This is a genomic window from Limnobacter sp. UBA7229 (assembly GCF_002473065.1).
Taxonomy (GTDB): domain Bacteria; phylum Pseudomonadota; class Gammaproteobacteria; order Burkholderiales; family Burkholderiaceae_B; genus Limnobacter; species Limnobacter profundi.
The window spans coordinates 87312-109186 of sequence record NZ_DKTN01000020.1 but is presented as its reverse complement, the minus strand read 5'-3'; the positions used below and the strand labels follow the sequence as shown (position 1 = coordinate 109186).

Sequence of the window (21875 nt, the reverse complement as noted above, 5' to 3'; positions counted from 1 at the left end):
CATGAGCAGGTACCCTACCCACAATCCCCTCATTTACGCCAAGCGCCGAGAGCAACTGGCACGCCGTTTGAAGAAGATGGGCGGTGGTGTTGCGCTGGTGCAATCCGGCATGGAAGTGATGCGAAATCGCGATGCCGATTATGCCTTCCGTTCCGACAGTTATTTTTATTACCTCACCGGCTTTCCCGAACCCGAGGCGTGTTTGGCCTTGGTGGTGCCACCCAGTGGCGATTCCCGAGCCGTGCTGTTTTGCAGGGATAAAAACGAAGAGCGCGAAATTTGGGAGGGTTTTCGATTTGGCCCCAAAGCAGCGCAATCGGCCTTCGGCATGCACGAGGCCTACAGCATTGAAGACCTTGAAGAGCATTTGATTGACACACTGGCCAATCAGCCTGCGGTGTTTTTGCGATTGGGTGAAGACGAAAGCCTGGAGGCGGCTGTGGCCGATGTGTTGAAAACCTTGCGTGGCAAAGCCCGCATGGGAATTTCAGCCCCACATGCGGTGCTTGATTTAAGCCACTCACTGGATGAAATGCGCTTGATCAAAGACAAAACCGAGATTGACATCATGCGCCGCGCGGCCACTATTTCGGCACACGCGCACATTGCGGCCATGCAGGTATGCCAGCCGGGAAAGTTTGAGTTTGAAGTGGAAGCAGAGTTGTTGTATCAGTTCCGCAAGAACGGTTCAGAAGCACCCGCTTACGGTTCAATTGTGGCCTCGGGTGCAAATGCCTGTGTGCTGCATTACCGGGCCAACGACGCCAAAATGCGCGACGGTGACTTGTTGTTGATTGATGCAGGTTGCGAGCTGGATTGCTACGCATCCGATATCACCCGTACCTTTCCGGTGAACGGACAGTTCAGCAAGGCCCAACAGGCTGTGTATGAAGTGGTGTTGAATGCACAGTACGCAGCGATTGAGGCCACCAAGCCTGGTGCGCGTTTCAATGACCCGCACGATGCCGCGGTGAAAGTATTGGCGCAGGGTTTGATCGATTTGAAGCTGCTGAAAATGAGCCTGAACGAGGCGCTTGAAAGTGGCGCGTACAAACGCTTTTACATGCATCGCACCAGTCACTGGTTGGGCATGGATGTGCACGATTGTGGCAGCTACCGCGACCCGGCTGCCAAACCTGAAGACGGTGTGGCACCCCACACCAGCCGCAAGCTGGAAGCCGGCATGGTGCTCACCATTGAGCCTGGCCTTTACATTCGCCCGGGCAAAGGGGTGCCCAAGCAGTTTGAGAACATCGGTATTCGCATAGAAGACGATGCTTTGGTAACCCAGAAAGGTTGCGATATTTACACTGCCGATGCGCCCAAAACCGTGGCTGAAATTCATGCAACGATGAAAGCCCACAAAAAAACAAGCAGCAAGGCAGCCTGACCAATCCATGACCTCGCACACCGATTTTGATGTGGCCATTGTTGGGGCTGGCCCTGTGGGCCTTGCTTTTGCAGGCTGGCTCGCCAACACATGGGGTGACTGCGCCAATCGCATTGCCATTTTTGATGCCAAGCCTTTGGAAGCCTCCGCCCGAGATCCGCGTATTCTGGCGTTGTCCGATGCCACGCGTTTGCGCCTGGCCTGCCTGGGGTTCCCAGCCGATGCCACACCGATTCACCATATTCATGTGTCAGAGCAATCCCGTTTTGGCCAGGTACGAATGAAGGCAGATGAACTGGGTTTGCGGGCCTTGGGTTGGACGGTTCGTTATGGCGACCTGGTGAATTGCTTGTCGACTTCGCTGGAACGCAGAGGGGTAAAAATTTTCCGCCCTGCCAATGTGAAGTATGCGCACCGTAGCGCAGTTGACTCTCTCGAAGTGCTTGAGCTCGAGGACGGTACCGAATACACCGTGAACCTGCGGGTGGATGCCGAGGGGGGGTTGTATGGCGAGGCTGGCGAGCGTGACCAAGTGGTGGATTACGACCAATGGGCCTTGGTGAGCGAAGTCACCTTGCAGGTGGAACCTGGTTTACTGGAAGGCGGTAATACACTGGCTTTTGAGCGTTTCACCTCGGAAGGGCCTTTGGCACTGTTGCCCATTTCAACCGACCAGCAGCAATACTCATTGGTGTGGTGCGCCCCGCTTGCTCAGGTTCAAAAGCGATTGGCTTGCAGTGATGACGAATTTTCTGCTGAACTTCGACAACAGTTCGGGCGCCGTGTGTCCATCAAACACATTGGCCCCAGAAAAAGTTTCCCCTTGGGCATGAACTGGCGCGACAAACTGGTGCAGGGGCGCCGTGTGGCCATTGGTAACGCTGCCCAAATTTTGCACCCTGTGGCTGGGCAAGGCCTGAACCTGGGTTTGCGGGATGCCGTGCAGCTTTGCCGCAGTGTTGACCCGGCAACTGTTGCACAAGAACATCGCTTGACCCTGGCACTGAACGAATTTGAGAAGTCGAGAGTGGCTGATCGGCAGGTGGTTGTTAAAATGACAGACTGGATGGTGAAAGGTTTTTCCAATCACAATCCTTTGCTGGGTGCGGGCCGACAAATGGCCTTGAACGTGATGGAATTCACGCCACCCCTTCGCAAGCAGTTTGCTGAATTAATGCTGTTCGGCCTGGCTGTTTAATCTGGAGCGTTTTACCCATGTGGTCTGCCGAATTGTTGCGCGCCCGCTTTGCCATGGCCGATTTGCCGTGGCAGCCCGAGCCGCTTGAAGAACGTTTTTTCAAAGACCGCGACCCCGCCGATGCCGCCGTGCTGGTGCCCTTGGTTCAGCGGCAAGATGACCTTTATGTGTTGCTCACTCTGCGCACCGCCCACCTGAATGACCATGCTGGGCAAATCAGCTTTCCGGGTGGTCGCTGCGAACCTGAAGATGGTGGTCCGATCGAAACAGCCCTGCGGGAAACTGCTGAAGAAACGGGACTGGCACGGGAATTCATCGAGGTACTGGGTACCATGCCGGTGTACCAGACAGCCACCAACTTCATGGTGACACCTGTGGTGGCGCTGGTGCGACCTGGGTTTACGCTGCATCCCGATGCCTTTGAAGTGGAAGAAGTGTTCGAAGTACCGCTTTCATTTCTCATGAATGTTGAAAACCACCAACAACGCAGCTTGCACACACCCATGGGCGAGCGTACTTTCTACGCCATGCCCTATAACTCACCCGAGAGCGGAAAAAACTATTTCATCTGGGGTGCCACAGCGGCCATGCTTCGTAACCTTTACCATTTCTTGAGCGCGAAGGCGTAACACATTGTCCTATTTGGCCCTGCTCATTGCTGTGGTGTGCGAAACCTTCTTGCCCGATGGTTTGTTCACCCGTGCGCGTGACTGGGTAGATCGTTTTAACCAGGAACTTGAAATTAATCTGGAAGCACTTGGGGCACCGCGCTACGCGCATTTGCAATGGCTAGTGCCACTGCTGATCTGGGTATTGGGTGTGTACTTTTTGTACCAGGTGCTTTGGACTGTTTCTCCGCTTGCCGCCGGTTTTCTCAGTGTGTTTTTGCTGTTGTATGGTTTGCGTTTTCGGCACTTTGCCGTGGTGTTTACCAATGCTCAGTTGTTTTTGAACCAAGGCGACTTTTTCCGCGCCCGTGAATTGCTGCTCACCTGGATGAAAGAATACGATGGCAGCGAGCCCGTTGTTCATCGTCCGGGCGAATTGGTTTTCCATGCCATCTACCACGGCACTGAGCGTGCTTTGCGCCAGTACTTCAGCTTGTTTTTCTGGTTTCTGGCATTGCCTGGGCCCATGGGTTTGGTGGTGTACATGATGGCGCACTGGAGTGTGATCCGGGAGCGCGATGTGTGGCAGGCTCAGGCTTTTGCGCATGAGCGCCCCACCATGCAAGAGGCTTGGGAAAGCAACAAACTGAAGGCGGCGATCAGCCCGCGCTTTATCCTGTTTGCCATGGAATGGTTGCCAGCCCGTCTGTTGGCATTGACTGTGGGTTTGGTCGCCCAGCTAGACGATGCCGCCCTGGCTTGGCGAACCGCAAAAAATCACAGCCGTTTCTCCAATAGGGCGCCGCTCACAGCCGTGTTTTTTACGGCAGTAGGACTGGTAGGTGGCGCGGCATTTGACCCTTCATCCAAAGCCGCATCCGAAGGGCAATTGTTGAGTGAAGAAAACCAGGTGCAGGCATTGCAGCAGTTTCGTCAGCTTGTGTTCAAGTGCGCTGTAGTGTGGTTAATAGCAACGCTGGTGTTTGCCATTCTGGGTTGGTTGCCCAGCAGCATGCTCTAATGCGTCAGTAGCTTTGGCTGGCCTCTTGCAATTCAGCTTTCAACATTTGGTATAGCGCATACCGAGCTGGGCTCAAGGTACCGTCTTCCAGTCCGTTTTTCACAGCACAATCGGGTTCACGTTTGTGTTGGCAGTTGGCAAACCGGCATTTGTTGCCTTCATCGCGAATATCAGTGAAGGCATTCAGCAAATCCGATTCACTCAGGTGGTGCAAACCAAATGCCTGAAATCCGGGCGAATCAATCAACTCCAAACCTTCTTCTCCAAAATGCATTTGGGTGTGGGTGGTGGTGTGTTTGCCAGCATTCAAGGCCATTGAAATTTCATTGGTTGCCGCCAATGCACCAGGTATTAACAGGTTGATTAAGGTTGATTTACCCATGCCCGATTGCCCTAAAATCAAGGTGCGTTTTTTTTCCAGCAAGGGGCGCAACAGCGTCTCGGTTTCGGCAGGCCGTTCGGTCACGCTGATGTAGTGTGTTGGCACTTCACCCAAGGTGATTTCAAACAACTCCTGTTCAACCGCTTCCAGCGTCTCGGAATCGCCTTCCAGAATGTCTACCTTGTTGAACAGAATGGTGAGTGGTACTTCCGCATGTTTGCAGGCAGTCAGTGTGCGTCCCAAAAGCTCTGGCGAGTAAGGTGGGCTGATGGCCAGCATCAGCAGCACACCATCCAGGTTCGCCGCGAACATCTTGCTTTTCAGTGCGTCTGATCGGTACACCAGGTTCTTGCGTGGCTGAATGTCTTCCACCCAGGCTTGCATGTCGCCGCTGGGCAAAATGACGATTTCATCGCCCACCGCCACGTCCCGGCGTTTGCCTTTGCCATAAACCTGCCAAATGGTTCCGCTGTCGTCGCGTGCCAAAAAATGGCGCCCGTAGCTGGCCACCACCAATGCATTCAGCAAATCAGGATTGCCTGAGTTTTTTCCGTGGTTGCCGGTTTGTTTGCCCTTGTAAGTGGGGCGTACCTTGTTGAGAGATGAGTTAGCCAATGTGTTTCAGCGCATCATCAAGTTTGGCCGCACAAGCCCAGTCGTTGTTGGTAATTCCGTTTGCGCTGTGAGTGTTCCAGCGCACTTTGACCCGGTTGTAGCTAAACGTGACTTCCGGGTGGTGGTCCTCATCGTCGGCCAAATGAGTAATGGCATGCACCGCAAGCTTCACGCCTTCGAAGTTGGCAAATGCATATTGCCGCCAAAGTGTCAAAGCATGTTCTCCCTTGGCATCAAACTCAACAGACCAGTATTCAAACTCGTCCAACTGCGCTTCGATCTCGTCAGCACTCCATGCATGGCCCTCACCCAAGTGTTGGCAGCGTACATGCAGCCAGTCTGCCAGTGGGCGAGCAGGGTGCGGCGTGTTCATGGTGCTCATTGGGCGCCTTGCAAGCTGTTCAAACGACTGATTCGAATGGACGCTGGCGGGTGGCTGTCGTAAAAGGCGGAATGCAATGGGTCAGGCGTGAGCGTGGATGCGTTGTCCTGATACAACTTCACCAAAGCGCTCACGAGGTGCTGGGGGGCGCTTTGCTGTGCAGCATATGCATCTGCCTCAAATTCATGTTTGCGGCTGAGCCAAGACATCACCGGGCGAATCGGGAATGTGAAATAGGGTAGTACCATCATGAACAACACCAAAGCCATGGCTTGTGCACCATTGGCCAGGTCAGGGTTTACTCCCAGCTCGCTATAGAACCACGGTGTGTTGGCCAGAAGGCCAAGCACATAAAACATGACAAGACTGCCGATGCCTGAAAAAGCCAGGTGCTTCACGATGTGCTTTTTCTTGAAGTGCCCCAGTTCATGGGCCAACACCGCTTCAATTTGATCGTCATTCAAGCGCGAAAGCAGGGTGTCGAAAAACACGATTCGCTTGGCCTTGCCCATGCCGCTGAAGTAGGCATTGCCGTGGCTTGAGCGTTTGCTGCCATCCATAACAAACAAGCCATTGGAATCAAAGCCACAGCGTTGTAGCAAATTCAGAATACGCTGGCGCGTGGCACCGTCTTCCAGTGGGGTGAACTTGTTGAAAATGGGTGCAATCACCGTGGGGAACAGCCACATCAACAACAGGCTGAAGCCAAACCACAATGCCCAGGCATAAACCCACCATTGCTGGCCGGCTTCACGCATCAGGTAAAGAACCGCGAACACCAGTGGGCCGCCAATCAAAGCGCCCACCAGCAAGCCTTTCAGCCAGTCGCCAATGAACAGGCCTTTTTTCATTCGATTGAAACCGAAGCGCTCTTCAAGCACGAATTGTTTGTAGTAGGACAATGGCAAATCAAGCACGCTTCCGATGAAGCCCACCACGGCGATCAGCAGCAAACCCGCCAAAATACCCTCGGCGGCGGTACTTGTGAAATTTTGAATCCATTGAAGGCCGCCCAGCAAGGTAAACCCCATCAGGATAGTGGCTTCAATCAGCACGTTGATCATGCCCAGGCGGGTTTTTGCGATTGAATAGTCTGCCGCCTTTTGATGGTCTTGCAGGCTGATTTGCTCCCTGAACTCCGCAGGCACTTGCGCGCGGTTCAAGGCAATGTGCCGCACCTGGCGACTTGCCAGATAAAGGCGAAGCGCCACACTCAACACTACTGCCAGAACAAAGACTTCAGTAAAAACCATTTCTCGCTACCACCCTTGATTAATTTGCGCTTCAATGCCTGTGAGACAATACAGCTCTCTTTAGATTCAACCTCAAAGCTCATCCAAATTATGTCACAAGCCACGCCAAGTTCCACCCCTGTTGAAACCAAGATTCCCCGCGACGACAATCGCCTGGTGTGGGTTGATATGGAAATGACAGGTCTGGACCCATTTAACGACAAAATCATCGAAGTGGCGGTTGTTGTGACGGACAGCGAATTGAATGTGCTGGAAGAAGGGCCTGTGCTCGCCATTCACCAAAGCGATGAAATTCTGGCCGGGATGGATGCTTGGAACACCAGCACCCATGGCAAGAGTGGCCTGACTGCGCGCGTAAAGGAATCCCCGATTGATGAAGCCCAGGCGGAGGCGTTGCTAATTGAATTTTTGGCGAAATACATCGGCCCGGGTAAAAGCCCCATGTGTGGCAACAGCATTTGCCAGGACCGCCGATTCATGGCCAAGTACATGCCCAAACTGGAAGCATATTTTCATTATCGGAATCTCGATGTGAGCACACTAAAGGAATTGTGCAAACGCTGGAACCCAACCATAGCCCGAAAATTTGTGAAGAAAACCAAGCACACCGCTTTGGCTGATATTCACGAGTCAATCGACGAGCTTCGTTTTTACCGCGAGCATTTCATTGTGGCGCCAGAGGCGAAGGCGAGCCAGGAGAGCCCTCAGTCCCCGACAGCGCCTGCGGCTTAGTTGGCAAAGTAAGTTCCAAAGCATTGCGCTGGCGCATTACATGGGCCAGCAGCAAGGCCAGGCAGGTTCCAGCCAATAGCAGCCCACCTGCGCTCGCCATCCAGAAGCCTTTTGATTTCAGTGGGTTTTCTTGCCACACACCAAGCCACATGCCCCCGCCAATGCCCACAAACCACAGGCTCACCAAATAAATCAGCATGGGGCGTGCCGACACACGGTAGGCCCGAAGCGAAAACGAGCACAGAGTTTGTACGGCATCAATAAAATGGTAGGCAATTACCCAAGGCATCAAGCCCAAGGCGACCTCGATGGTTTTTGCGTCTTTGGTGTAGAACGAAATCAATTCCAGGTCGAATACATACAAACCCAGACAAACGCAGGCGGCAACCAGCATGGCGGTTTCAATGCCGCGCTTTACGATCACGCTTGCGTATCTGTTAAACCCAGCGCCAATTTGCTGCGAGGCCAACACCGTTGTGGCATTGCCCAGGGACAGGCACACCATGTACGCCATGGCCGCCATATTGGACACAATTTGGTGCCCGCCCAACTGGTACACATCGAAACGCGACACCAGCAGCGCAATGACGGTGAACGAGCTGACTTCAATCAGGTATGAGCCACCAATCGGAAGCCCGAGCCGAAGGATTTGCCCAAGACGATGCCAGTCAGGTTTCAGGCTGCGAATGGATTTGAATTCGCTGTAATGTTTGTCGAATAACCAAATGAGGGCCGAAATACCGAGCACCAGCCACATGGTTGCTGCTGTGGCCCAACCAAAACCAGCCGCTCCCAAGGCAGGCAAGCCCCACCCGCCGTTCATGAACCAAATGTTCAAGGGAATTTTCAGCAGCAGCATCAGCACTTGCAGGGCCACCACAATTTGTGGGCGTGAAATGGACTGATTCAACGCATAAAACACACGAAACACCAAGGCTGCTGGCAAACCCCAGGCAATGCCAAGCAGGTAGCCACGGGTGTCGCTGGCAATGTGAGCAGGGGTATTGGTCAGTTGAAAAATAGGGTCCGGGTTCAGCAGAATGGCCATGCCAATGCAGCTCATGGTCAGGGCCAACCAAACGCCTTGCACGGCGTCTTCTCCAACTTTGCGGTGGTCGCCAGCGCCAAAGTGGGCAGAGCAAATGGGAGTCAGGCCAATAATGACCCCCATCAAGCCCACGTACAGGCTGATATAAATGGATGACCCAACAGCCATGGCCGCCAGCACATCGGGGCCAGCCTGCCCGGCCATCAATGTATCAACCAGGCCGTTGCCCATAACCGCCAGTTGCCCCAGCAGAATTGGCAAAGCCTGATTCAGCAGTGCCCTGCGCGGCCGGTTCTGGGCGAATAAAACAATACTACTGGCCATGCGACACCTTTAACGACTGCTGTTTTCTGTCTGCTGTTCTACCTGCTGGGTCCGTGCATACAGGAAGAAGAATTCATGTCGGTCCGAGTTTCGGTTGCCGGTCCAGATCAATTCCCACCGCTCAGATGCCTTGGATTCAAAATCAACCTTGATCTTAAGGCTTTGCCGGGTGTCGTCTTGTAGCAATAGGTACTCACATTCCGAGGCTTCCTTGAATTGCCCTTTGCGAATGAAGTCAACCTTGGCGTGGTATTGAAGGGTAGCCCGCTGCGCGTAGCCCAGGTTGTAGTCTGCAACGCATTCCCTGTTGGCAGCTGCCTGATGATTCAGCACCGATTGGGTAATTGCATCGCCCAAGGCCTTGAAGCTTTTTGCATAATCAATTCTTGGGATCCACAGGGTCATCATCAGCAACCACAGCAAAATAACGCCACCGGTGGTCAGCACCATGGGACGCCAGAGAGCACGGCTTCCTGAGGCTGTTCGCCATACGATCAGGCGGATCCAGGCGATGCTGGCCAGAAACGCCAAGGCAAGTTCAAGGCCGATGACATCGGGCACATAGCCAGGAGACAATTTCTCGAAGTTGGCTGCTATTTTTGCGGGGAAACCAAATGTGGCTGCAGTCCAGCCCAGCCACACCAACACGGCCGCGAATGTAAACCAAAGCACTGCAAACCAGTCAATCAGGCTGATCAGGCCGCGCTTCATGGTGGAAAGCCCGATTGCAGCAAGCACTGAAAGTGGTGCCAGCAATGGGAAATAGTTGGCCTCATCGGCCGGGTTTGTAATCAGCAGTACAACCACACCGGCGGCGCCGCCTGCCAAAGGAATGCGGATGGAGGGTTCAGTCAAAGCCTTGCGGTAACGCCAAATGGTCCAGCACGCCATGGGTAAAATTGGCCACAAAAACCAGGTCAGGGTTTTCAGGGTGATTACCAGTTTGACCAGGTCAAAAGACTGGGTTGGGTCAAGTATCAGAAAGCGGCGTACATTCCATTCATTCCAGGCGTTCCACCACAATTCCCCGTTTTTTTGGCTCATAAGCCAGAAAAACCAGATGGCAAAAGGAATGGCGAACACGGCAGCAGCCCGGGTCATGCGACGAAGCAGACCAAAGCGCAATGAGCTGTGTGTCATCGAGCTGACCAGCAACAAGAGCAAAAAGGGCAAGCAATGTGCCCAGCCACGTGCAAAAAAGGCGATGGCAATACCCGCGCCCAGCATCCAGCCCGCGCCAATTGGCCGGTCAAGCGAGCGCACTGCACCCAGCAGCATGATTGAAATGCCAGCCAGTTCGGCAATTTCAGGCACCTGCATGTGGGAGCGAACAAGAAGGCCCAAAGTACCCAAAAAGCAAAGTACCGAGGCATCTGCCACAGCACGGGCGTAATCGACCCGGGTAGGTGCAGTGCCAAGTGGGTCTTCGGGTTGAAGCTCAACCCGCTTGGCCAATCGGTAGGTGGTGTTCCAAATGGCCCAGCCGGCCAAAATCATCCAAAATACATTGCCCAAGCGCATGGCGTCATCGAGCCAGTTGTGGGGCAGGTCGACAGCAAGTGCCAGTTTTCCGAACAAGCCTGCAAGCCAGGCCGACAGCAGACCGCCTTCGACATACATGCGGTCGCCAATCAGCGACATCGCCCATTCTGAAAAAGGCAGTTGGGAAAAGGTAAAGCTTTGGCCAAAGCCCGCGGCGTCGTCAGGTTTCCAGGGTGTGCGCGCAAAAAGGCCCGGCAAAATGTAGAGCAGTATCAAGCCCCACAATAGCCTGCGCGACAAACGAGTGTTGTTGGCTGCGGTAATGACCATGTTCTTATTGTGTCCGTAAAAACAAAAGGCAGCCAGTTTGCCTGAGCTGCCTTTTTATGATCACTTGCGCGAAAAATTACTTCTTGAAGCGATCGAAACGACGACGGAACTTCTCAACGCGACCAGCGGTGTCCACGATTGTGTTTTGTGCGCCGGTGTAGAAGGGGTGAGATTCAGAGCTCACGTCCAGCTTGATCAAAGGGTATTCCTTGCCTTCGTGTTCTCCGGTCTCGCGGCTAGGCGCGGTAGAGCGGCAAATGAATTTGAAGCCGTTGGACATGTCCATGAACAACACTTCGCGATAGTTGGGGTGAATGCCTTCTTTCATGAGTTTCTCCGTTGCAGCCAACCTGGCGGTTAATTGGTCTCATTGGTGTGAGTGCCAACCGACAAAGCCAAATCACTTGCTGGTTAATTAGGTAACCGCAAATTATAGGGTTGTGGACTTGTAAGGTCAAGTAAGAATTTGACTCAGGGTTGAATAAAACGGGCTAACCACCTGTTGGGGTTCGTCGCCAATTCAGGGGGCGATTGTACTTGCCGATAGGCACATGCTGGTGGCTGTCAAAACCACATCAACAACACCATGAAACATCAATTTACCCTGACTCAAAAAGCCTTGGGCATTTGTGCGGTTATCGCCTTGATTGTTGCCGCATCGCTGTTTTGGGTCACTATTCAAATGAATCGCCTGACCGAACTGGAAACAGTGGGCACCGCAAAAATTGTTCAGGAGAACGAGGTGAGCCGCTTGATTGCCCAGGCCAATCACCACACTACGAAAATGGCCTCTTCGTTTAAAAATGTGCTGTTGCGGGGCGAGGGTGAAGGTGCGGCAGACAAGTACAAAAAGGAATTCTCCAAGTATGTTCAACAATTTGAGCAAACCACGGCCGATCTGTTAAAAAACCAGGCGGTTGCCTCCGATTCCGCCCGTATCAGAGCAATTCAGGCGTGGCAGAACGATTTCAAAGCAGCATCCGCTGCCTATGCAACGGCTTTGGCCAAATACGATCCGGCGTTTCCGTTTCAATACCGTGAGTTGGATAAATCGGTGAATGGCATGGACCGCCCGGTGGTCAAGGCAGGTTCGTCGATTGAAGAGTTGGGCTTGCAAACTCAAACCGCTGCCATCAACAAACTGACACAGGAAATTCATGCCGAAACAGGGCGCCTGCTTTGGACTTTGTACGCAAGCATGGCCTTGACCCTGACTTTTTTATGCACAAGTCTCATGGTGTATGCACGTTCAGTTCGGCAGAGTTTGGGCGCTGAGCCTGGCTTTTTAGCCACGCAAGCCAGCAAAATTGCTTCAGGCGATTTGCAGTGTGCCGAGATGTCGAACCTTCAGTCAAAGCCTGGCAGCGTGACGGCCGTGTTCGAGACCATGCGATTGGCGTTGCTTGATTTGGTACGCGATATTCGGGAGAGGACCCGCGCTGCTGAGCGAAGCCTGGACAGTATTCGTCAACAGTTGGGCGTGGTCGATGAGTCCGCTGTCTCCCAATCCAATTCCAGTGCGGAAATGGCTGCAGGTATTGAGGAAATGTCCGCAAATATTTCCCAGTTGTTCGATGTCGCCGAGCAAACCAAGTTGGCGGCGGAGGATTCAAGCGCTGAATCAGAGTCTGGTTTGAGTTTGGTGGAGAGCACTTCTGAGGATGTCGAGAAAACTGCACAGGGTGCCACGCAGCTAAGTCAAACTGTTCATGAATTGGGCAGCCAGTCTGACCAAATCAGTCAAATCATTTCAGTGATCGAGGAAATTGCAGGTCAAACCAATTTACTGGCCTTGAATGCCGCCATTGAGGCTGCACGTGCAGGTGAGCAGGGGCGGGGATTTGCGGTGGTTGCAGATGAAGTAAGGCGGTTGGCCGAGCGAACTACTCAATCAACTTCTGAAATTGAGCAAATGGTGGGGGCCATTCAAAAAGGTACTCAAAACGTAGTGACCGAGATGACTGGTTGGGCTTGCAAGGTGTCCTCAAGTTTGGGCCGCATGAATCAGACCAGGGATTTGATGGGCACGATAAGGAGTCGCGCAGGTGATGTGAAAGTGATGGCTTCCGAAGTGACCAGTTCCTTGTCTGAGCAACGTTCGGCTGCGACTTTGTTGTCGACCCAGATTGAGAAGTATGCGGCGATGTCGGAGGAAAACGCGAATTGCGTGGGTGAAATTAGAAAGTCTTTGGTGGAATTGACAGAGGCGTTTTCTCAGCTGAATGCGCAGTGCGGGAAGTTCAAGATAAGCTGATAAAAAAACCGCTGGCGTGGTTTGTACCAGGCCAGCGGTTTGATCACAAGCAGTGAAGCTTGGGAGCCAAGGCAATTACATGCCCATGCCGCCCATACCACCCATTCCGCCCATGCCACCCATGTCAGGTGCTGAAGGCTTGTCATCGGCCGCGTCAGCAACCATGCAATCGGTGGTCAGCATCAATGAAGCAATAGACGCTGCGTTTTGCAAGGCTGTGCGGGTTACCTTGGTTGGATCCAAAACACCCATGTCAACCATGTCGCCGTACTCGCCTGTGGCCGCGTTGTAGCCGTAGTTGCCTTCGCCGCCCATCACGTTGTTGGCCACAACAGATGATTCCTCACCCGCGTTGGTCACGATCATGCGCAGTGGCTCTTCCATGGCGCGCAGTACAATCTTGATACCTGCGTCCTGGTCGGGGTTCAAGCCCTTCAAGCCTTCAATCTTGGCGCGTGCACGCAGCAGGGCTACGCCGCCGCCAGGCACAATGCCTTCTTCCACAGCAGCGCGTGTTGCGTGCAGGGCGTCTTCTACGCGGGCTTTCTTTTCCTTCATTTCAACTTCGGTTGCAGCACCAACCTTGATTACTGCAACGCCGCCAGCCAACTTGGCCACGCGTTCTTGCAGCTTTTCACGGTCGTAGTCGGAAGATGACTCTTCGATCTGGCCGCGAATCTGCTTTACACGGGCTTCGATGTTTGCACCGTCGCCAGCACCGTCGATGATGGTGGTGTTCTCTTTGCCCACTTCAATGCGCTTGGCCTGACCCAGGTGTTCCAGGGTTACAGTTTCCAGGCTCATGCCGGTTTCTTCAGCGATTACAACGCCGCCGGTCAAAATGGCGATGTCTTCCAGCATGGCTTTGCGGCGGTCGCCGAAGCCAGGGGCCTTCACTGCGCAAGTTTTCAAAATGCCGCGAATGTTGTTTACAACCAAAGTCGCCAGGGCTTCGCCTTCGATGTCTTCAGCAATAATCAACAATGGGCGGCCCGCCTTGGCCACTTGTTCCAGTGTGGGCAGCAGGTCACGGATGTTGCTGATTTTCTTGTCGTGCAACAGCACGAAGGGGTTGTCTAGAGCAACAACCTGCTTTTCCTGGTTGTTGATGAAGTAGGGGCTCAGGTAACCGCGGTCAAACTGCATGCCTTCAACAACATCCAGTTCGTTGTCCAGGCTCTTGCCGTCTTCAACGGTAATTACGCCTTCCTTGCCTACTTTTTCCATGGCTTCAGCAATGATGTTGCCGATGGATTCGTCGCTGTTGGCGGAAATGGAGCCCACTTGTGCAATCGCCTTGGTGGTTGCGCAGGGCTTGCTCAATGCACGCAGTTCAACGATTGCGGCGCTTACGGCCTTGTCAATGCCACGCTTCAAGTCCATTGGGTTCATGCCCGCGGTCACAAACTTCATGCCTTCTTTCACAATGGCTTGGGCCAGAACCGTGGCGGTTGTTGTGCCATCGCCTGCGTTGTCAGAAGTGCGAGAAGCAACTTCTTTGACCATTTGTGCGCCCATGTTTTCGAACTTGTCTTTCAGTTCGATTTCTTTGGCCACGGAAACGCCGTCCTTGGTGATGGTGGGGGAGCCGAATGAACGCTCGAGCACCACATTGCGGCCACGTGGGCCCAAGGTAACTTTCACTGCGTTGGCCAGAATGTTTACGCCACGCACCATGCGGCTGCGTGCGTCGTCGCCGAAAAATACTTCTTTAGCTGCCATGATTAATCTTCCTCTTGAATTCTGTGTAATTAGGCTTAGTCATCAAGCTTTGTACTTAAGCTTCAATAACGCCCATGATGTCCTCTTCACGCATCACCAGCACTTCCTTGCCATCCACTTTGATGGCTTGGCCGGCATATTTGCCGAACAACACGCGCTGGCCAACCTTCACATCCATGGCGATCAGCTTGCCGCTGTCATCGCGCTTGCCTGGGCCAACTGCAATCACTTCACCTTGATCGGGCTTCTCGGCGGCGGCTTCTGGGATCACGATGCCAGAGGCTGTTGTGCGCTCGCTGTCGAGACGCTTCACGATCACGCGATCATGCAACGGACGAATGTTCATGGATACCACTCCTAAATTTGTCTTTTAAAAAGAATTGCTTAGAGAAACTGACGGATGCCTTGTTAGCACTCGCCGTCATCGAGTGCTAATGATAGGGGTGGGGGGGAGGTATTTCAAGGGGCGGGATGAAAAAAAGTTGCCTGCAAGCAGGGTGTCAGTCACTTTTGTTTACACTAGGGGTCGATTTAATACAACGCCCCACAGAATGAACAAAGCAAAGTCGGTTTTCATTGTCCTGTTTTTAGTCTTGATCAACCTGAGTCTGTTGCACGTGGCTACCCTGAGTTGGCACAGCCCGCTTGGCCCTGGCTGGATAGGGGTGTTTGTGTTGGCTTTGCCCAATTTTTACCTGTTTGTGTGGATGTTCATGCGCAGGCGCGCCCGAACATCACGCAATCTCCACTTGCTGATGGCGGCCAACCTTACCGGCATTGCCTTGGTGTTGACCGATCCGGGCATGGAGGCGGACCCCTTGCCCTTGATCCTCGGCAATTTGATCTTTTTTGGCAGTATCGCCTACATCTTTTGGTATTCCAATCTGGGTGAACGCAACAATGCCCTGTTGAATGAGGGTGAGAAACTTCCGGTATTCGAACTGAATACCCTGGATGGTGAGTCTTTTTCCAGCGAGCAATTCAAAGGATCAGCATGGTTGCTGATGTTTTACAGGGGCAATTGGTGCCCGTTGTGCATGACACAAATTGGCGAAGTGGCGGCACGTTACATTGACCTTGACCGCCTGGGTGTGAAAGTGGCGCTCATCAGCCCGCAGCCGGAGACCAAAACCAAAGAACTCGCCGAGCGATTCAAGGTGCCGATGAGGTTTTTTGTAGACACTGATTTCAAGGCCAGCAAGAAGTTAAAGCTGGTGCATGAAAACGGCGTGCCATTTGGCCTGAAGTGGATGGGGCATGGGGAAGACACTGTGTTACCCACAGTGTTGATCATCAACAAACATGGGCGAATTGTGTACTCAGACCAAACGTCAAATTACCGTGTTCGACCCGAACCCGAGCAGTTTCTGGAAGTTGCACGCCAAAAGCTGGGCGGCGTAGAGGCCTGATTACCTGCTTACTGTAGCCTGATCAGCAGCGGCTTTGCGTATGCTGCTGATCAATTCTTTGCTAATACGGCTTTCCATGCGACGGTGCACTGGCTCAAGCGCCTTGCGCCACAGTTCGATTTCAGCATTGTTCAATATCGCCACTTTGGTGTTTTTGGATTCTTTCACCTTGGCCAAGGCTTGCGCATTCAGTTTCTCCGCTTCGTCGTCGTTTTTGCGGGTTGCGTCGACAATGCTTTTTTCAAGCGTGACGCGAATGTCTGCGGGCAAGCTGTTCCAGAACTTGCGGTTAACGATTACCGCATAGCCCAGATAACCGTGATTGGTTACCGCCACGTATTTCTGAACTTCGTGCATTTTTTTGGAGTACAGGTTGGAGGGCGGATTTTCAGTGCCATCGACCAAACCGGTCTCCAGTGCAGTGTGTACATCCGAGAACGCCAGTGGAATTGGCGTGGCTCCCAGCGCCTCCATTTGGGCTTCGAGCACCCGTGAAGGCTGTATTCGCATGCGTTTGCCTTTCAGGTCTTCGGGTAGTCGAAGCGGTGTGTTGGCGCTCATCACCTTGAAACCATTGTCCCAGTAGGCCAGTCCCAATATTCCGCGATCTTCAAGTTGCGCCAGCAGCTGCTTGCCAATTTCACCTTGAGTGACAGTTTTTAGAACCTGACGATTCGGGAAAATGTAGGGAAGGTCGAACACCTCGAAATCGCGCATGCCCAGTTGGCCGAACTTGGCCAGCGAGGGTGCAAGCATTTGAACGGCTCCCAATTGAAGCGCTTCAAGTTCTTCCCTGTCTTTGTACAGCGAAGAGTTCGGATAAACCTCCACTTTCACCCGCCCACGGGTGCGTTCTTCCACCAGCTTTTTGAATTCCAGCGCAGCGATCCCCTTTGGGGTGTTTTCATCGACAACATGGCTGAACTTGATCAGGATGGGCGGTGCTGCACTGGCGGGTGCCAATGCAACGCCGTGAAGCCCAAGCAAAATTCCAAGTGCTGACAGATATTTCATATTGCGGCTAGTTTGTAAGTATTCATTGAAAATTCCAGAGTAGGACCGTCCTCACCATTGTGGGTTTCCACATGCTCTGAAATCTTTTCGTCATTTCGTGGCACTATCCAGCCATGCAAGTGTTCGCCCCTTATGAGCCCAATTTAAAGAAGATCAAGCGCCGCCAAGCCATGAGGTTTGGCATGCCTGTGCTTGTATTTTCACTTTTGATGGCTTTGCTGGTGGCCGCAGTTTACTACGCCCAGCAAGATGAACGGGATCAAAACCAGGCAAAACTGATTGCTGATGCGCTGTGGGCTCGCCAGAACATTCAGTTTCAAGTGGGTGGCTTGATCAATTCCTTGCAAGCGCTGACGAACGATTCGCTCATCTATCCGTCGGCACGGTTGGCTGCAAGCCTGAATCAGTTGAGCCGCAGCTCTGGCGAATTGGTCGCCGTGTTTCGTGGACCGGAACTGACCCCGATCGTGAACCTGGAAAACAATTTTGACGAATACGATTTGGAAGCGGTTCGTAATTTGATTTCAGCGCCGGTCAATCAGCGTTACGAGTCCCGTCTGGACGGCCTGGTTGGACCTTTTTTGTTTCAAGGGCGGCACTACGTGGCCAACGTCAGTGTGGCCCCGCGTGGAGAGGCTGTTACCGCGGGTTTGATCGACCTTGACCTGATGCTGGAAAAAGAGTTGCCGTGGTGGTTTGCACAAGACAACCAGGTTGAACTACTCGACGCCAGCGGCGCAATATTGTCGCGCCTGGTCAAAGCCAGTCCGGGCGCTGGCGTGTACATGCACACCACTTCACTGGAACTTGGCGGGCTGCAATTTCAACTCAGGGTCAACAGCATTCAAGAAGGCCCCCGATTGTTTAACTATGGCATTACCGGCGCATTGGCGTTTTTGCTCTTGTTGCTGTTGCTGAGTTTCATCATGTTGTGGCGAGACTCCCGCCGTCGTCTGGAAATTGAAGCGCGCCTGGAAGAAGAAAAGTTGTTTCGCCAATCCATGCAAGACTCCATGGCCGTGGGTTTGCGGGTGTGGGACTTACAGGGTTTTATTCGTTATGTGAACCCGGCATTTTGCAATATGGTGGGTTATAAACCTGAAGAATTGATCGGCATTCCCCAGCCCTTGCCATATTGGCCCAGCAAAAGCACTGAGGAATACAAAAGGTTGGTGGCTGATGTCATTTCAGGCAATGCCCCACCGGAAGGGTTCGAAACCATTTACCAGCACAAGAATGGCAAGTTCATTGATGTGCTGATCGTGGAAGCACCACTGAAAGACGGCCGGGGTGCTCACACTGGTTGGATGAGTTCGGTCATCGACATCACCGATCGTAAACGTTCGGAATCACTGATTGCCGAACAACGCGAAAAATTGCAAGCTGCTTCTCGATTTGCCTTGGTGGGTGAAGTGGCTTCCAACATTGCACATGAATTGAACCAGCCGCTGGCAACCATGGTGTCGTATGCGCAGGCGGGCATGAATTTAAGCCAGCGTGGTGCCAGCCTTGAAATGTATGGCCAGTTGTTTGAAAAGTTGCGCGATCAGGCGCAGCGCGCCGGCCGTGTAGTTGGGTCTGTTCAAAACCTGGTGCGCAAACGCAAGCCCACGCGCGAGAATGTTCGTGTGGCCGATTTGATCGATTCCATTCAGTTCATGGTCAATTCCACCGCCATGCTTCACCAGGTGCGTTTGCACTTTGACATTGGCACACCCGATTTCGTGTTGTACATCGATCGAATCATGGTGGAGCAGGCTTTGGTGAATCTGGTTAAAAATGCATCCGAGGCGTTCACGGCCTCGCAACGAATTCGCAATGTGTGGATACGTGCGCGTCAGTTGGAGAATTCCTTTGAGTTTTCAGTGCGCGATGATGGCCCCGGCTTGAGCTTGAACAATACCGAGAAAATGTTTGAGGCCTTGGTGTCGACAAAACCCGACGGGTTGGGGCTGGGGCTAAGCCTGTGCCGCTCTGTAGCCGAATCTCATGGCGGTCGCTTGAAAGCCGAGGCTGTGCCCACCGGTGGCACGTGTTTTACAATGGACTTGCCAATGGCAGTCAAAGAATCCATGGAAGGGGAGCAGTCAGTTGGAGCCAACTAAAAAAGTGCAGGTGTTGCTGCTCGATGATGATGACGATTTGCGTGAGGGCATGAAGTGGATGTTCGAAACCGTGGATCTTCCGATGCAAGGGTTTGCGAACTTTGAAAGCTTCAAGTCCAGGCTTGATGAATACATTGGCAGTGAAGCCGAGCTTTGCCTGTTACTCGACTTGCGCATGCCCGATATGTCGGGTCTTGAGGTGTTTGAGTGGTTGAAACGCAGCGGCTACAGCCTTGATCGTTTGCCTGTCATTTTTCTCACCGGGCATGGCGATATTTCTACTGCTGTTGAAGCTGTTAAAAATGGTGCATTCGATTTTTATGAGAAGCCCACCACCGATCAACGTTTGATTGAGCGGGTTAAACAGGCACTTCAAAAATCAGGTGAGTTCCTGGTCAATCTGGAAGTATTGAAACAATGGTCCGAGCGAATTGACCGCCTGTCGCCTCGCGAAAGAGAGGTGATGTTTCTGGTGGCCAAGGGCAAGCTGAACAAGGTAATCGCCTCTGAATTGGACATTTCCATGCGCACAGTTGAAGTGCACCGTGCCAATGTGTTTGACAAACTCAAGGTGCGCTCAGCTGCGGAGTTGGCCACTCTGCTGAGCCGCCTCAGCGACCGCCTTGGCTTTGATCAGTTGGCGGGGCTGGAATAAATTTCCACCATATTGGGTAGGCGAACTGCATCACCAAACAGCGGGCTCGACGTGTCAGGGTGCAGTTCCAGCACAAAAGCTTTGCGGGCCAGGCGGTTGTCCCTGAAATAGTGTTGAACTGCATCCAGCCTTTGGCTGGCCACAGCAAGATCAAGTTCAGCACTGCCCCCGGTTTGTGTACTGGATCGAATCAGGATCGGGCCAGATCTTCCTGCCTTGGTGGCGTTATTCAAGGCCTCGAGCTTGGGTAGACAGTTCGGCGGAATTTCAGTTTGTCCCGGCTTGAAATGGATCAGCAATTCAAGTCGCCGGTCTTCTCTGCGAAGAGTCAGCGCAGCTGCGGTACTTTGAGACTCTGAAAGTGCGTTGACCACACCGTTAAACAAGTCGAACGTGGGTTGGTAGCCACAGTGCATTTCCGGGTTACTTAACCTTTGAACCACGCTGTCAATTGCATTTGCTGGTTTGATCGAACACAGCACGGCAAGCGCCGACAATCCAACAATTTTTCCCGCGCCGCACTTGGTGGTTGAGCGTTTGCTCATTTCTTGTCGTCAAGGCCAGAGGTTTCAGCAGGCTTTGCTTCCGACGCAGACTCGGGTGCTGGCGTTGGTTCTGTCTGAGCAAAGCTCACTTTGATTTGATTGGCAAGCAGGTGATAAATGGACGCGGGCAAAATGCGTTTGCTAACCTGCGTGGAGATGGCCGATACGAAAATCAGCGGCATGACCAAATCATGGTTGTCGACCATTTCCAGCACAATCACAAAAGCGGTAATCGGGCAGTGCGTGACTGCGGACAAAACACCGACCATGGCCAGCAGCATCAGTGGGGCAGTCTCGCTGTTGGTTAGCCCGGCAAAAAAGTGACCAAAACCAGCGCCAATGGACAAGGTGGGTGAAAATACGCCGCCCGGTATGCCGCTGGCAAACGACACCACGGTTGCCACCATTTTCGTGAGCCAGAACATGGGTGAAAGTTCTTCACTGTCCTGAAGTGCAGCTTTTGTTTCTTCGTACCCCGCGCCGAATACCTCGGCACCAAACACCAGAGCCATCAAGGACAGCACGACCCCACACCCTGCTGCAAACCGGTAAGGAAAACGACTGCGCAAACCACCCAGAAAGCTGGTGCTTGACACCAGAATCAACATGCTTCGCCCGTAAAGACCGCCCACTATTCCGGTGAGAATTGCCAGAGTAAAGATAATCAGCCATTCCTGCCCCCAATCAATGGTGGCGTTGGAATAGCCAAAATACGAGTAGTTACCTTGAAGAATCAGTGCGACCAAGCCGGCCAGCACAATCGCCATCAGCAGGGCAGATGTATGCCGCATTGTTTTGCGGCGCCCCAATTCCTCAAAGGCAAACATCAAGCCGCCCAAGGGGGTGTTGAAGGCTGCAGCAACCCCGGCCGCACCGCCTGCAATGATCAAGGAGCGCGTATCAAATAACTTGGCGATGTTGGGAAAACGACCTGCATAGGCCATCAGTGCTGCGCCAATTTGAACCGTAGGGCCCTCGCGCCCGGCGGCTGCGCCCGCTGCAATCACGAATGGGGTAATCAACAGTTTGCCCAGAAATGCACGTGGGCCCAGAAGCCTCTCCATCAAACGTGGTTTGGGGTGTTTGGTTACCTTGATGGCCTGTGGAATGCCACTGCCGCCAGCGCCCCAGAAAATGGTGTTGACCAGCCACAAAGCAATTGGAAACACAATGGGAGGCAAGAGCAGCGCGACCCACATGTGCTCGGCAAACAGTTCTTTGTTCCACTCGCCTGCAAAGTCAGACATCCATGCGAAACCCACTGCAAGAAAGCCCACCAGCAGGGAAAAGGCGTAGATGACGGAGACAATCATGCCTCGGTCTGCCATGAAACGTGAAAGTCGAGCGCTTTGCGCCAGCCACTTGCTTTTGGAATTTGGCCGCACGGTGGGAGGTTTCCTGCTTGG

20 protein-coding genes are annotated in these 21875 nt (G+C 53.1%); 9 read left to right on the top strand and 11 right to left on the bottom strand.

What is annotated here, in order from left to right; all coding sequences use genetic code 11:
* The first annotated feature begins 1 nt into the window (after position 1).
* Genes B4C79_RS11315 through B4C79_RS11300 form a run of 4 tightly spaced genes read left to right on the top strand, consistent with a single transcriptional unit; the run spans position 2 to position 4217 of the window.
* Positions 2-1390, top strand: a complete 1389-nt coding sequence (locus B4C79_RS11315; protein WP_171100339.1) for an aminopeptidase P N-terminal domain-containing protein — start codon at positions 2-4, stop codon at positions 1388-1390.
* A 7-nt stretch (positions 1391-1397) separates the two neighbouring features.
* On the top strand, positions 1398-2588 hold the full coding sequence (locus B4C79_RS11310) for an FAD-dependent monooxygenase (RefSeq protein ID WP_291739211.1): 1191 nt from the start codon (positions 1398-1400) through the stop codon (positions 2586-2588).
* Positions 2589-2605: 17 nt separating this feature from the next.
* Positions 2606-3217 carry a CoA pyrophosphatase gene (locus B4C79_RS11305; protein ID WP_414673969.1) on the top strand — a complete coding sequence of 204 codons (612 nt, stop codon included), beginning with the start codon at positions 2606-2608 and terminating at the stop codon, positions 3215-3217.
* Positions 3218-3221: 4 nt separating this feature from the next.
* Complete coding sequence (locus tag B4C79_RS11300) at positions 3222-4217, top strand: hypothetical protein (RefSeq protein ID WP_291741914.1); 996 nt, start codon at positions 3222-3224, stop codon at positions 4215-4217.
* A gap of 4 nt (positions 4218-4221) precedes the next feature.
* On the opposite strand, the gene rsgA is transcribed toward B4C79_RS11300, so the two are convergent.
* The 3 genes from rsgA to B4C79_RS11285 are packed head-to-tail and all read right to left on the bottom strand — an operon-like array spanning position 4222 to position 6849.
* Positions 4222-5214, bottom strand: a complete 993-nt coding sequence (gene rsgA / locus B4C79_RS11295) for a ribosome small subunit-dependent GTPase A (protein WP_291741917.1) — start codon at positions 5212-5214, stop codon at positions 4222-4224.
* Positions 5207-5596 (bottom strand): 4a-hydroxytetrahydrobiopterin dehydratase, encoded by a 390-nt coding sequence (locus B4C79_RS11290; protein WP_105027128.1) that lies wholly within the window; start codon positions 5594-5596, stop codon positions 5207-5209. The genes rsgA and B4C79_RS11290 overlap by 8 nt, the downstream gene beginning before the upstream one ends.
* A complete protein-coding gene (locus tag B4C79_RS11285; RefSeq protein WP_291741920.1) occupies positions 5593-6849 on the bottom strand; it encodes a M48 family metallopeptidase in 1257 nt (418 codons plus the stop codon). Before B4C79_RS11285 ends, B4C79_RS11290 begins: the two co-directional genes overlap by 4 nt.
* Positions 6850-6939: 90 nt before the next feature.
* Here B4C79_RS11285 and orn point away from each other — a divergent pair, with 90 nt between their 5' ends.
* The gene (orn, locus tag B4C79_RS11280) at positions 6940-7581 is read left to right on the top strand and encodes an oligoribonuclease (RefSeq protein ID WP_171100332.1); all 642 of its coding nucleotides are present in this window, start codon (positions 6940-6942) and stop codon (positions 7579-7581) included.
* On the opposite strand, the gene B4C79_RS11275 is transcribed toward orn, so the two are convergent.
* The 3 genes from B4C79_RS11275 to B4C79_RS11265 all read right to left on the bottom strand — a co-directional run bounded on the left by B4C79_RS11275 (position 7514) and on the right by B4C79_RS11265 (position 11093).
* Positions 7514-8953, bottom strand: coding sequence for an MATE family efflux transporter (locus B4C79_RS11275; protein WP_291741924.1), 1440 nt, complete (start codon positions 8951-8953; stop codon positions 7514-7516). The genes orn and B4C79_RS11275 overlap by 68 nt on opposite strands.
* A gap of 9 nt (positions 8954-8962) precedes the next feature.
* Complete coding sequence (locus B4C79_RS11270) at positions 8963-10765, bottom strand: ArnT family glycosyltransferase (protein WP_171100328.1); 1803 nt, start codon at positions 10763-10765, stop codon at positions 8963-8965.
* A 76-nt stretch (positions 10766-10841) separates the two neighbouring features.
* Positions 10842-11093 carry a type B 50S ribosomal protein L31 gene (locus B4C79_RS11265; RefSeq protein WP_105027123.1) on the bottom strand — a complete coding sequence of 84 codons (252 nt, stop codon included), beginning with the start codon at positions 11091-11093 and terminating at the stop codon, positions 10842-10844.
* 258 nt (positions 11094-11351) lie between these two features.
* On the opposite strand from B4C79_RS11265, the gene B4C79_RS11260 reads away from it, so the two are divergent.
* Positions 11352-13019: a methyl-accepting chemotaxis protein gene (locus tag B4C79_RS11260; protein ID WP_240965798.1), complete on the top strand. Its 1668-nt coding sequence runs from the start codon at positions 11352-11354 to the stop codon at positions 13017-13019.
* Positions 13020-13094: 75 nt separating this feature from the next.
* Here the strand turns inward: B4C79_RS11260 and groL are convergent, their stop codons facing one another.
* A complete protein-coding gene (gene groL / locus B4C79_RS11255) occupies positions 13095-14741 on the bottom strand; it encodes a chaperonin GroEL (RefSeq protein ID WP_008252098.1) in 1647 nt (548 codons plus the stop codon).
* A gap of 55 nt (positions 14742-14796) precedes the next feature.
* On the bottom strand, positions 14797-15087 hold the full coding sequence (locus B4C79_RS11250; RefSeq protein ID WP_171100326.1) for a co-chaperone GroES: 291 nt from the start codon (positions 15085-15087) through the stop codon (positions 14797-14799).
* 205 nt (positions 15088-15292) lie between these two features.
* On the opposite strand from B4C79_RS11250, the gene B4C79_RS11245 reads away from it, so the two are divergent.
* Entirely contained in the window at positions 15293-16150 is an 858-nt protein-coding gene (locus B4C79_RS11245; RefSeq protein ID WP_291741941.1) for a peroxiredoxin family protein, read from the top strand.
* Here the strand turns inward: B4C79_RS11245 and B4C79_RS11240 are convergent, their stop codons facing one another.
* Complete coding sequence (locus B4C79_RS11240; protein ID WP_291741942.1) at positions 16151-17164, bottom strand: TRAP transporter substrate-binding protein; 1014 nt, start codon at positions 17162-17164, stop codon at positions 16151-16153.
* 113 nt (positions 17165-17277) lie between these two features.
* Between B4C79_RS11240 and B4C79_RS11235 the strand changes: the two genes are divergently transcribed.
* Positions 17278-19269 carry a two-component system sensor histidine kinase NtrB gene (locus tag B4C79_RS11235; RefSeq protein ID WP_171100321.1) on the top strand — a complete coding sequence of 664 codons (1992 nt, stop codon included), beginning with the start codon at positions 17278-17280 and terminating at the stop codon, positions 19267-19269.
* Entirely contained in the window at positions 19256-19924 is a 669-nt protein-coding gene (locus B4C79_RS11230) for a response regulator transcription factor (protein ID WP_240965796.1), read from the top strand. The genes B4C79_RS11235 and B4C79_RS11230 overlap by 14 nt, the downstream gene beginning before the upstream one ends.
* On the opposite strand, the gene B4C79_RS11225 is transcribed toward B4C79_RS11230, so the two are convergent.
* Both B4C79_RS11225 and B4C79_RS11220 read right to left on the bottom strand, forming a co-directional pair.
* Entirely contained in the window at positions 19903-20469 is a 567-nt protein-coding gene (locus B4C79_RS11225; RefSeq protein ID WP_291741948.1) for a hypothetical protein, read from the bottom strand. The genes B4C79_RS11230 and B4C79_RS11225 overlap by 22 nt on opposite strands.
* The gene (locus B4C79_RS11220; RefSeq protein WP_291752304.1) at positions 20466-21854 is read right to left on the bottom strand and encodes a chloride channel protein; all 1389 of its coding nucleotides are present in this window, start codon (positions 21852-21854) and stop codon (positions 20466-20468) included. The genes B4C79_RS11225 and B4C79_RS11220 overlap by 4 nt, the downstream gene beginning before the upstream one ends.
* Positions 21855-21875: the final 21 nt, after the last annotated feature.

What these genes read in the sequence shown, in the direction of transcription:
- B4C79_RS11285 (WP_291741920.1), bottom strand. Translation starts at nt 6,849, where the DNA reads ATGGTTTTTACTGAAGTCTTTGTTCTGGCAGTAGTGTTGAGTGTGGCG.
- B4C79_RS11225 (WP_291741948.1), bottom strand. Translation starts at nt 20,469, where the DNA reads ATGAGCAAACGCTCAACCACCAAGTGCGGCGCGGGAAAAATTGTTGGA.
- B4C79_RS11290 (WP_105027128.1), bottom strand. Translation starts at nt 5,596, where the DNA reads ATGAGCACCATGAACACGCCGCACCCTGCTCGCCCACTGGCAGACTGG.
- B4C79_RS11235 (WP_171100321.1), top strand. Translation starts at nt 17,278, where the DNA reads ATGCAAGTGTTCGCCCCTTATGAGCCCAATTTAAAGAAGATCAAGCGC.
- B4C79_RS11315 (WP_171100339.1), top strand. Translation starts at nt 2, where the DNA reads ATGAGCAGGTACCCTACCCACAATCCCCTCATTTACGCCAAGCGCCGA.
- B4C79_RS11275 (WP_291741924.1), bottom strand. Translation starts at nt 8,953, where the DNA reads ATGGCCAGTAGTATTGTTTTATTCGCCCAGAACCGGCCGCGCAGGGCA.
- B4C79_RS11310 (WP_291739211.1), top strand. Translation starts at nt 1,398, where the DNA reads ATGACCTCGCACACCGATTTTGATGTGGCCATTGTTGGGGCTGGCCCT.
- B4C79_RS11260 (WP_240965798.1), top strand. Translation starts at nt 11,352, where the DNA reads ATGAAACATCAATTTACCCTGACTCAAAAAGCCTTGGGCATTTGTGCG.
- B4C79_RS11270 (WP_171100328.1), bottom strand. Translation starts at nt 10,765, where the DNA reads ATGGTCATTACCGCAGCCAACAACACTCGTTTGTCGCGCAGGCTATTG.
- orn (WP_171100332.1), top strand. Translation starts at nt 6,940, where the DNA reads ATGTCACAAGCCACGCCAAGTTCCACCCCTGTTGAAACCAAGATTCCC.
- B4C79_RS11245 (WP_291741941.1), top strand. Translation starts at nt 15,293, where the DNA reads ATGAACAAAGCAAAGTCGGTTTTCATTGTCCTGTTTTTAGTCTTGATC.
- B4C79_RS11240 (WP_291741942.1), bottom strand. Translation starts at nt 17,164, where the DNA reads ATGAAATATCTGTCAGCACTTGGAATTTTGCTTGGGCTTCACGGCGTT.
- B4C79_RS11250 (WP_171100326.1), bottom strand. Translation starts at nt 15,087, where the DNA reads ATGAACATTCGTCCGTTGCATGATCGCGTGATCGTGAAGCGTCTCGAC.
- B4C79_RS11265 (WP_105027123.1), bottom strand. Translation starts at nt 11,093, where the DNA reads ATGAAAGAAGGCATTCACCCCAACTATCGCGAAGTGTTGTTCATGGAC.
- B4C79_RS11305 (WP_414673969.1), top strand. Translation starts at nt 2,606, where the DNA reads ATGTGGTCTGCCGAATTGTTGCGCGCCCGCTTTGCCATGGCCGATTTG.
- groL (WP_008252098.1), bottom strand. Translation starts at nt 14,741, where the DNA reads ATGGCAGCTAAAGAAGTATTTTTCGGCGACGACGCACGCAGCCGCATG.